Source organism: Streptomyces sp. GLSS-08 (assembly GCF_056387915.1).
In genome coordinates this window covers 112250-121521 of sequence record NZ_JBWJAQ010000019.1, presented here as the reverse complement: position 1 = coordinate 121521, position 9272 = coordinate 112250, and the positions used below count along the sequence as shown (strand labels likewise).

Sequence of the window (9272 nt, the reverse complement as noted above, 5' to 3'; positions counted from 1 at the left end):
CGCACCCGCCGCTGCCGCCCTCGGCGCCGCGCCGCGCGGCGGCCCGGCCGCCCGGCGCGCCGGGACCCGCGCCCTGCGGGGCCCGCCGGGACGGGGAGTCGATCCGGGGCAACTGCTGTGTGGACGGGGGCCCTTCCGGCTCGCTGCGGAAGAGGTTGTCGAATTCCGCGGGGGGCGTACGGTCCTCCGGGCCCCCCGGGTGTATCCCGTACGACGCTCCGGCGGGCTCCGCGGGGACCGGGGCGATGTACTGCGTGGCCTCGGCGTCCGGGTGCCCCGCGGACGGCAGCGGTCCCGGCGCGGCGGGGTTCGCGCGCCCCAGGTACCGCGTCGCGTCGGAGGGCACCTCGGGCGGCAGGGCCCCGGGGCTCACCGGGGGCAGGAACTGCGTGGCACCCTCGTCCGGCGCCGCGGGGACGGGCGGCAGGTACTGCGTGGCGCCCTCGTCGGGCGCGGCGGGGACGGGCGGCAGGTACTGCGTGGCGCCCTCGTCGGGCGCGGCGGGGACCGGCGGCAGGTACTGGGTGGCGCCCTCGTCGACGGGCGCGGCGGGCGGCAGCGGCGAGGCAGCGCCGGCGCGGTGCGACGGTGCGTGACGGCCGTCGGGGGCCTGCGGAGGCGGCGCGGAGGCGTGCGCGCCGGGTGCCTGCGGCGCACGGTGGCCGCCGGTGCCGTGGTGGCCCTGCCGCGTGCCCTCCGGGGGCAGCGGCTGCGACGGCGCCGGGGCCCCGCCCCAGCCCTGTGCGGCACCGGGGTCGGTCCAGCCCTGGGCCGCCGCCGACTCGTCCCAGCGCTGGCCGGTCCCGGGCTCGGCCCAGTTCGCGGAGGCGGTGGCGGGGGTGCCCCAGTCCGGGGCGGGGGCGGAGCGGTGCGGCTCGGACGCACCCCAGGCCGGGGACGGCGAGCCCGCACCGTCGGCGGGGGCTCCCCAGCCGGACGGGCCGGGACCCTGCTGCGTGCCCTGGCCGGGCTGCACGTACTGCCCGGAGCCCTGCTGCGTGCCGCCCTGACCGGGCTGTGCGTACTGCCCGGGGCCCTGCTGCGTGCCCTGGCCGGGCTGGGCATACTGCCCGGAACCCTGCGCCTGGGACGGCGAGGCCGTGCCCTCGGCGGGGGCTCCCCAGCCGGGCTGCGCGGGGCCCCGGCCGGGCTGTGCGTGCCGGCCGGGCCGGGGGTCCTGGTCCGGGGCGGCGGTGGGGTTCCAACCGCCGTCCCAGGTCTGGCCACCCGCCGGCGGCGTGCGGTCACCCGTCGTGCCCGGCAGCAGAGGTTCTCCGCCGTCGGAGGGCAGCACGATGCCTTCGCGCGCGGGTCGCGCCGAGGGCGAATCGCCCTGTCCACTCTGCGTCACCGGGACTCCTACGAATGGGGGACCTTCGGAATCGTCGGCTCACGCTACCGGGTCCCGACAACCCCGTGCCACGCAGCACATGGCCCGACCCCCGCACCGGCGACCGCGACGCCGAAACCGCCCCCCGGTGCGCCCCGCACGCCTCCCTCCACCGCGTGCACACCGGTTTCCCTGCTGTTCACGCCGCCGCGCCCCGTCCGTTCACCTCGCGCGCGTCACAGCCCCGCAGACGACCGCTCAGGCCGCCGCCTGAAGGTCCATCCGCGCCCCGAACTCCCTTACCACGGCCTCCTCGCGGTACGGCTCCAGCCGCTGCTGGAAATCCTCCAGATATTCCGCCCCGCGGTTCGAGCGCAGGGTGCCGAGGAGTTCGACGGCACGCAGGCCCGTGTGGCAGGCCTGCTCGATCTCGCGCTGCTGCACCTGCGCGGTGGCCAGCAGCACGAAACCGATCGCCCGCCGCCGCGCCCGCGACTCGGGGTGCCCCGCGAGGGACTCCTGCGCGCACCGCGCCGCCGCCTCGGCCTGCCCCAGGTCCCGGTGGCAGTGCGCCAGCTCGTCGGCCAGATAGGCCTCGTCGAAGTGCGCGATCCACGTCGGGTCGTCCCCGGAGGCCGCGTCCGCCGACTCCAGCGCGGTGACCGCCCGCCCCGACGCGAGCTGCGCCGCCCGCACGTCGCCCATCAGCGCGTGCCCGCGCGCCTCCGCGGCGTGGAACATCGACTCCGCACGCGGGGTCACCCGGCCGCGCGCCCCCTCCTGGGCCGCACGGGCCAGCTGCGCGATCTCGCGCGGGTTGCCGAGCTGCGCGGCCAGGTGGCTCATGGACGCGGCCAGCACGTAGCCGCCGTACCCGCGGTCACCGGCCGCCTGGGCGAGCCGCAGCGCCTGGATGTAGTACCGCTGGGCGAGCCCGGGCTGCCCGGTGTCGACGGCCATGTAGCCGGCCAGCTCGGTCAGCCGCGAGACCGCGGCGAACAGTTCGCGCCCCACCGCCTCCCGGTAGGAGCCCGCGAGCAGCCCGGAGACCACGCTGTTCAGGTAGTGCACGACGACGGGCCGTACGTGACCGCTGCCGTACTGGTGGTCCAGCTGCACGAGCGCCTGGGTCATCGCGCGGACCGCCGCCACGTCCGGCAGGCCGACACGCGGCCCCGCCGCGCGGGCGACCTGCGAGTCCGGTGCGGAGATCAGCCAGTCGCGGCTCGGCTCGACCAGCGCGGAGGCCGCCACGGACGACCCGGAGAGGAAGTCCCGGCGCCCCACGTCACTGCGCCACAGCTCGCAGACCTGCTCGATGGCTCCGAGGACGGTCGGCGAGAACTGGAGCCCGACGCCGGACGCGAGGTTCTTGCCGTTGGCCATGCCGATCTCGTCGATGGTGACCGTACGGCCCAGCTTGCGGCCCAGGGCCTCGGCGATGACCGCCGGCGCCCGTCCCCGCGGCTGCTGTCCGCGCAGCCAGCGCGCCACGGACGTCTTGTCGTAGCGCAGGTCCAGTCCGTGTTCCGCGCCGCACATGTTGACCCGGCGGGCCAGTCCGGCGTTCGAGCAGCCCGCTTCCTGGATGAGCGCCTGCAGTCGTTCGTTCGGCTGCCGCGCGACGAGCGGCCTTGCGGCCATGGCGTACCCCCTGCTTTCTGGCGACTCGCGTGCCTGCCCACGCACGGAGTTGACGTGTCCTCTGTGACCGCCCCCGGCGTGCGGAGGCGGCCAGGAAGATCAATGCCCCGTCGAGATACGGAAGATGCGAGGCATGTGAGGATTGCCGGGGTAAAGGCGATTGCCCGACCCCACAGGGGGTTACCCACCCCCCGCTGCCGCTGCCCGTGCGCGCCCCCGCCCGTGCACCCGTGCGCCCCGGAAGCGGGCGCGGTGCTCCTCCCCCGCGCGCACGTCGCCCGTAACCCGCGGTGGGTGCGGGAGTTGAGTTGACGTGGACGAGACCATCGCAGGCACCGAGACCGCTCAGATCCCCGTGCAGCGCGGCGAAGCGCTGCTGGACGCCGCAGTGCGCTACGTCGAGGAGCGCCACTGGGACGTGTTCCCCGGCACCTGGCTGGAAGCGGTCGACGGCACGCAGCGCTGCTCCTGCGGTGAGCCCGCGTGCGCCCTGCCCGGCGCACACCCGGCGCGCGAGGACTGGGCGACCCGGGCGACGGGCAGTGCGTCCGTCGCCCGCCGGATGTGGTCGACGCAGCCCACGGCCTCGATCCTGCTGCCCACGGGACGGACGTTCGACGCCATCGACGTGCCCGAGACCGCCGGGTTCCTGGCCCTCGCGCGGATGGAGCGCATGGAGCTGACGCTCGGCCCGGTGACCTGCACGCCCGACCGGCGCATGCAGTTCTTCGTCCTGCCGGGGGGCGCGGCCAAGCTCCCCGACCTCGTCCGCACGCTCGGCTGGCCGCCCGCCTCCCTCGACCTGGTCGCGCTCGGCGAGGGCACGTACGTGGCCGCCCCGCCCACGCGCTACGGGTTCCGGGGTGCCGTGCAGTGGGCCTGCCGGCCGACCCCGGCGAACCGCTGGCTGCCGGACGCGGAGGAGCTCGTCCCGCCGCTCGCCTACGCCTGCGGGCGGGACGCGCGCCGGTAGCGCCGGGCGGGTCCCGCGCTCCGTGCGCCCCGGGCCCGCCGCGTCCGGTCACGCGGTTCCCCGCACCCCGCCGGCAGCGGAGGCGCTCCCCTTAGGGTGCTTGTATGACCGAGGCAGCAGGGGTGGATGTGCCCGCCGTACGCGTACAAGGGCTCTGGAAGCGGTTCGGGGACCAGATCGCCGTCGCCGGGATCGATCTGGAGGTGCCCGCGGGTCGGTTCATCGGACTCGTCGGACCGAACGGGGCCGGGAAGACCACCACCCTCTCGATGGTGACCGGGCTGCTCAGGCCCGACCAGGGCACCGTCGAGGTCGTCGGCCACGACGTGTGGCGCGACCCGGTGCGGGTCAAGGCCCGGATCGGGGTCCTGCCCGAGGGTCTCAGGCTCTTCGAGCGGCTGTCCGGGCGCGAACTCCTCGCGTACACCGGCCGATTGCGCGGACTGCCCGGCGCCGAGGTGGACAAGCGGGCCACCCAGCTCCTGGACGTCCTCGACCTCGCGGGCGCCCAGCACAAACTCGTCGTCGACTACTCGACGGGCATGCGCAAGAAGATCGGCCTGGCCTGCGCACTCCTGCACAACCCCGAAGTCCTCTTCCTCGACGAGCCGTTCGAGGGTGTGGACCCGGTGTCCGCGCAGATCATCAGGGGCGTCCTGGAGCGCTACACGGCCTCCGGCGCCACCGTCGTCTTCTCCTCCCACGTGATGGAGCTCGTCGAGTCGCTGTGCGACTGGGTGGCGGTGCTGGCGGCCGGACGCATCCGCGCGCACGGCCCACTGGCCGAGGTCCGCGGCGACGCCCCCTCGCTCCAGCACGCCTTCCTCGAACTCGTCGGCGCGCACGGCCGGACCGCCGGCTCCGACCTCGACTGGCTCGGCGGCGGCGCCCGGTGAACACGGCCACCGCCCCGGGTCCGGCCGCACCCGCCGCCTCCGTCACCTCCGTCTTCGTACGTCTCAAGCTGTCGCTCCTGCGCAACGGGCTGCGGCAGTCGTCCGGGCGGCGGGCCGCGTACATCACCTCGACCGTGCTCGTGCTCCTCTTCACCGCGCTCCAGCTGATCGGCCTGATCGCCCTGCGCGGCAACGCCCACGCCACCGCCGTCACCGTCCTGCTGGTGGCGGTCCTCGCGCTCGGCTGGGCGGTGATGCCGCTGTTCTTCCCCAGCGGCGACGAGACCCTGGACCCCACCCGGCTGGTGATGCTGCCGCTGCGTCCGCAGCCCCTGGTACGGGCTCTCCTCGCGGCTTCCCTGGTCGGCATCGGGCCGCTGTTCACGCTCTGCCTGCTCGGCGGTTCCGTACTCGCCGTAGCGCACGGTCCGGCGGCGTACGTCACCGCGGTGATCGCCGCGGCGCTCGCGCTGCTCGTCTGCGTGGCCCTCGCGCGGGCCGTCGCGGCGGCCAACATCCGGCTGCTGACCAGCCGCCGGGGACGCGACCTCGCGGTGCTCAGCGGTCTCGTCATCGCCGTCGGCGCGCAGCTGGTCAACTTCGGCGCGCAGCGGCTCGGTTCGGCGGGCGGGCTGTCCGCACTCGAACCGGCGGGCGACGTGCTGCGCTGGGTGCCGCCCGCCTCGGCGATCGGCGCGGTGCACGCGGTTAGCGAGGGCTCGTACGGTGTCGCCGCCGCCCAGCTCCTGCTCACCGGGGCCGCTCTGGCGGGCCTGCTGGTCCTCTGGTCGCGGAGTCTGACCCGGCTGATGACCTCGCCGGACGGGTCGACGCTTCAGGCGGCCGAGCCCGCGGCCCGGGAACGCCGCTCGACGGGCCTGAGCCGGCTGCTGCCCGCAGGGCGCACCGGGACCGTCATGGAGCGGAGCCTGCGCTACGTGTGGCGCGACCCGAAGACCAAGGCGGCCTGGGTGACCTCGCTCGCCGTCGGGCTGATCGTGCCGGTGTTCAACGCCCTCCAGGGCACCGGCTCGGTCTACTTCGCGTGCTTCGCGGCCGGCATGCTCGGCATCCAGATGTACAACCAGTTCGGGCAGGACACCTCCGCGTTCTGGATGGTCGCGACGACGATCTCGTCGACCCGGGACGCGTACGTCGAACTGCGCGGGCGGGCACTGGCGCTGCTGGTGATCACGCTGCCGTACGCGACGCTCGTGACCGTCGCGACCACCGCGCTGCTCGGCGACTGGGCCCGGCTGCCGGAGGTGCTCGGGCTGTCCTTCGCGCTGCTCGGCGCGATGCAGGCGACCGGCGCCTGGTCCTCGGCCCGCTTCCCGTACTCGATCCCGCAGGAGGGCTACAAGAACGTGGCTCCGGGCCAGGCGGGCCTCGCCTGGATCTCGATCTTCGGCGGGATGGTGGCGGCGGCGCTGCTGTGCGCCCCGGTCATCGCGCTCACGATCTGGCTGAACGTGGCCGCGGACGGCGACGCGTGGACGTGGCTGCTGCTGCCGGCCGGCACCGCGTACGGCGCGCTGATCACGCTGCTCGGCCTGCGCCTGGCCGCCCCCCGCACGGCCCGACGACTGCCGGAGATCCTGACGGCGGTGAGCAAGGGCTGACGGAACACGAAGCGGGACGGGGCCGGGCGGCCCGGACGGGGCCGGGCAGACCTGTCTCGCAGGTCACCTCGATGCACACGCCCCATGACCCCGCAGGCCACCCGAGGCCCCCACACCCCCGCTGACCACACCGGCTCGCAGGGCGCTCAGTCCTGCGTCCGCCGGGCATGGCCCTCCCGGCCGTAGCGCCCGACGGCCGCGTCGTACCCCGCTCACGAGGCGATGCCGCAACCCCGGGGGCCGCGGCGCGCAGCCGAAGGGCGCCCGCGCGGAGCCCCCCCCCCCGGCGCCCGTCCCCGTGGCGGGGATCACCCGGCGGCGGCCCGGTCGGCCGCATTCACTTCGTCAGGACGCTGTCCATGAACGGCTCGATCGCCGCGCGCCAGGCGTCGGGCTGGTCGTAGTGGACGAGGTGGCCCGCGTCGGCGACCTCCGCGTACTGGCCGCGGGGCAGGACGCGGACCATCTCCTGGGACTCCGCGCGGCCGAGCTCGCCGTCGAGGCCGCGGACCACCAGGGCCGGGCACCGGACCTGGGTCAGCTCCTCCCAGTGCGCGTCGTACACCCAGGTCTCGCGGGACTTGAGCATCTGCTCCGGCTCGAAGACGGGACGCCAGCCGTCACCCGACTCGGACATCACCTCGGCGTAGAACTCCCCGCGGGCCGGATTGGGGCGCTCCACCCAGGGGTCGTCCTCGCCGAACCACTTGCGGACGTCGGCCAGCGTCGCGAACGGGACGGGCCAGGCCTTGAACCAGTCCTCCCACTCCCGCTGCGACGCGGCGCCCAGGGCCGAGGCCCGCATGTCGCAGATGACCAGGCCGCAGACGAGGTCAGGACGCTTGGCGGCGAGCTGCCAGGCGGTCAGCGCGCCCATCGCGTGGCCGATGACGACCGCCGGCGCGAGACCGAGCTGTTCGAGCGCGGCCTCGGCGTCCAGGACGTAGGCCTCGCGGGTGTAGAACCCCTCCGGGGGCTTGTCGCTCTGCCCGTGGCCGCGCTGGTCGAGCGCCACGGCGCGATACCGCTCGGAGAGCCAGCGGGCGGTCGACGCCCAGTGCGAGGCACGGCCCATCAGGCCGTGCAGCAGGAGCACGCCGGGCCCCCGCTCGGTCCGCTCGGCGGTTAACCGCCCGGGACCGGCCTGCGCGGGCACGGTCACGGCCGGTTCCGCCGCCCCGCCCGGATCGCCCTTCGGAGGGTCGCCGAACTCCCAGGCCGCGAGCCGTACGCCGGCCGCTCCGGTCACGTCGATGCGCCGCACCATAGGTCCTGGCACCCCCCTGGCTCGCTCGGACCGCTCACTCCCGCCGGTCCATTTCCGTACCGCTGGTCGTCCTGCTGCTCCTGCCGGGTCCCGCCGTGCGCGCCGCTCACCTCGCCATCACGTCCCCGGTGATACAGCGCGCGTCACACATGATCCGTCACCCCCACGCTATCGAATGGGGATTCGAAAAGGGGCTCCCGCACGACAACACCCCTCATTCGAGTGACCTCCCACGGGGATTGACCGCCGCCACCGAGGGGAGATCTTCCACGGGGAACGGACCACTCGGGGAAAGGGTCCGGCGGGATGACCCTGGGAGCTCGGGGCTCCGGGTCAGCACAGGGGAGGACAGGCCCCGGCGCCGAGCGGCGCCGGGGCCCTCTCCACGTCTGCGGCACATCTCCCGCTCCCTCCCCGGCCCGCGTGACATCGCTGTCGGACGACGGCCAAGAACCCCTCGGTCATATGCCTCACGCGACAGCGTCGCACGCAAACGGTCGCGGCGCTGCGATTCCGCGCACTGGATCTCGAATTCGACGGGATCGACAAGGCGTCGCAACTGCCCCTGGCGGCGCGGCAGTTGACACCCGAGCGGACTCGTAGGGGCGGCTCGCCGGCGGTCAGCGCTTGGCGACGAACACGTGGGAGGCGACGTCCGCCACCAGCTCCGCGGCCTCGCCGCCGCTGCCGACCAGCACGCCGCCGGGCGACTCCGTGACACTCACGACCGAGCCGGGCTGCACACCGGCCCGCCGCAGCGTGTACATCAGCTGGGCGTCCGTCTGGATGGGCTCGCCGATCCGCCGGACGACGACGGTCTTGCCGTCCGCGCCCGGGTCGAGGTCGGCCAGCGACACCATGCCCGCGTCCAGGAACGGGTCGGCGCCGTCCTTCTCGCCCAGCTCCTCGAGACCCGGGATCGGGTTCCCGTACGGCGACTCGGTGGGGTGCCGCAGCAGCTCCAGGACGCGGCGCTCGACCGCCTCGCTCATCACGTGCTCCCAGCGACACGCCTCGGCGTGCACCTGCTCCCACTCCAGACCGATCACGTCGACGAGCAGGCACTCCGCCAGCCGGTGCTTGCGCATCACGCGGGTGGCGAGGCGGCGGCCCTCCTCGGTGAGCTCCAGGTGACGGTCGGACGCCACGGCCACCAGGCCGTCGCGCTCCATCCGCGCCACCGTCTGGCTGACCGTCGGGCCGCTCTGGTCGAGCCGCTCGGCGATCCGGGCGCGCATGGGGACCACACCTTCCTCCTCCAGCTCGAGGATGGTGCGGAGGTACATCTCCGTGGTGTCGATCAGTCCGGACATACGTGCCCCTCGATTGCTCTGCCGAGAGCTGGACCGCTCTCCGGCGCGTGCGCTGGCCCTGGACCCAATTCTGACGCATACCACCGACAACCGTGCCGTGCCGGGGAAACCGCGCGCTGCGCGGTGCCCGGGCGGCCTGCCCGCGGTGCCCCCGGGGGCCGTATTGACAGGGCACTGGTCCAGACCGCAACGTGATCCGCGACACGACGGGAGCACGGCCCGCCGGG

The 9272-nt window shown here is 74.7% G+C and carries 6 protein-coding genes and 1 pseudogene; 3 read left to right on the top strand and 4 right to left on the bottom strand.

Annotated elements, in window-relative coordinates:
• Positions 1-1351, bottom strand: a pseudogene (locus AC0ZLC_RS28005) (hypothetical protein); the annotation flags it as partial.
• A 237-nt stretch (positions 1352-1588) separates the two neighbouring features.
• Positions 1589-2974, bottom strand: coding sequence for an NsdA family TPR-like regulatory protein (locus AC0ZLC_RS28000; RefSeq protein ID WP_358853939.1), 1386 nt, complete (start codon positions 2972-2974; stop codon positions 1589-1591).
• A gap of 313 nt (positions 2975-3287) precedes the next feature.
• On the opposite strand from AC0ZLC_RS28000, the gene AC0ZLC_RS27995 reads away from it, so the two are divergent.
• The 3 genes from AC0ZLC_RS27995 (at position 3288) to AC0ZLC_RS27985 (ending at position 6465) form a co-directional block, all read left to right on the top strand.
• Complete coding sequence (locus AC0ZLC_RS27995) at positions 3288-3947, top strand: bifunctional DNA primase/polymerase (protein ID WP_476754743.1); 660 nt, start codon at positions 3288-3290, stop codon at positions 3945-3947.
• 104 nt (positions 3948-4051) lie between these two features.
• Positions 4052-4843 carry an ABC transporter ATP-binding protein gene (locus AC0ZLC_RS27990; protein WP_476754742.1) on the top strand — a complete coding sequence of 264 codons (792 nt, stop codon included), beginning with the start codon at positions 4052-4054 and terminating at the stop codon, positions 4841-4843.
• A complete protein-coding gene (locus tag AC0ZLC_RS27985) occupies positions 4840-6465 on the top strand; it encodes a transporter (RefSeq protein ID WP_476754741.1) in 1626 nt (541 codons plus the stop codon). The genes AC0ZLC_RS27990 and AC0ZLC_RS27985 overlap by 4 nt, the downstream gene beginning before the upstream one ends.
• 337 nt (positions 6466-6802) lie before the next feature.
• Here AC0ZLC_RS27985 and AC0ZLC_RS27980 read toward each other — a convergent pair whose 3' ends face one another.
• Complete coding sequence (locus AC0ZLC_RS27980; protein WP_476754740.1) at positions 6803-7732, bottom strand: alpha/beta fold hydrolase; 930 nt, start codon at positions 7730-7732, stop codon at positions 6803-6805.
• Between the two features lie 620 nt (positions 7733-8352).
• A complete protein-coding gene (locus AC0ZLC_RS27975; protein ID WP_476754739.1) occupies positions 8353-9045 on the bottom strand; it encodes an iron-dependent transcriptional repressor DtxR in 693 nt (230 codons plus the stop codon).
• Between the last annotated feature and the right edge of the window lie 227 nt (positions 9046-9272).

Coding starts and splice junctions, on each gene's coding strand:
- AC0ZLC_RS28000 (WP_358853939.1), bottom strand. CDS start 2,974: ATGGCCGCAAGGCCGCTCGTCGCGCGGCAGCCGAACGAACGACTGCAG.
- AC0ZLC_RS27990 (WP_476754742.1), top strand. CDS start 4,052: ATGACCGAGGCAGCAGGGGTGGATGTGCCCGCCGTACGCGTACAAGGG.
- AC0ZLC_RS27980 (WP_476754740.1), bottom strand. CDS start 7,732: ATGGTGCGGCGCATCGACGTGACCGGAGCGGCCGGCGTACGGCTCGCG.
- AC0ZLC_RS27975 (WP_476754739.1), bottom strand. CDS start 9,045: ATGTCCGGACTGATCGACACCACGGAGATGTACCTCCGCACCATCCTC.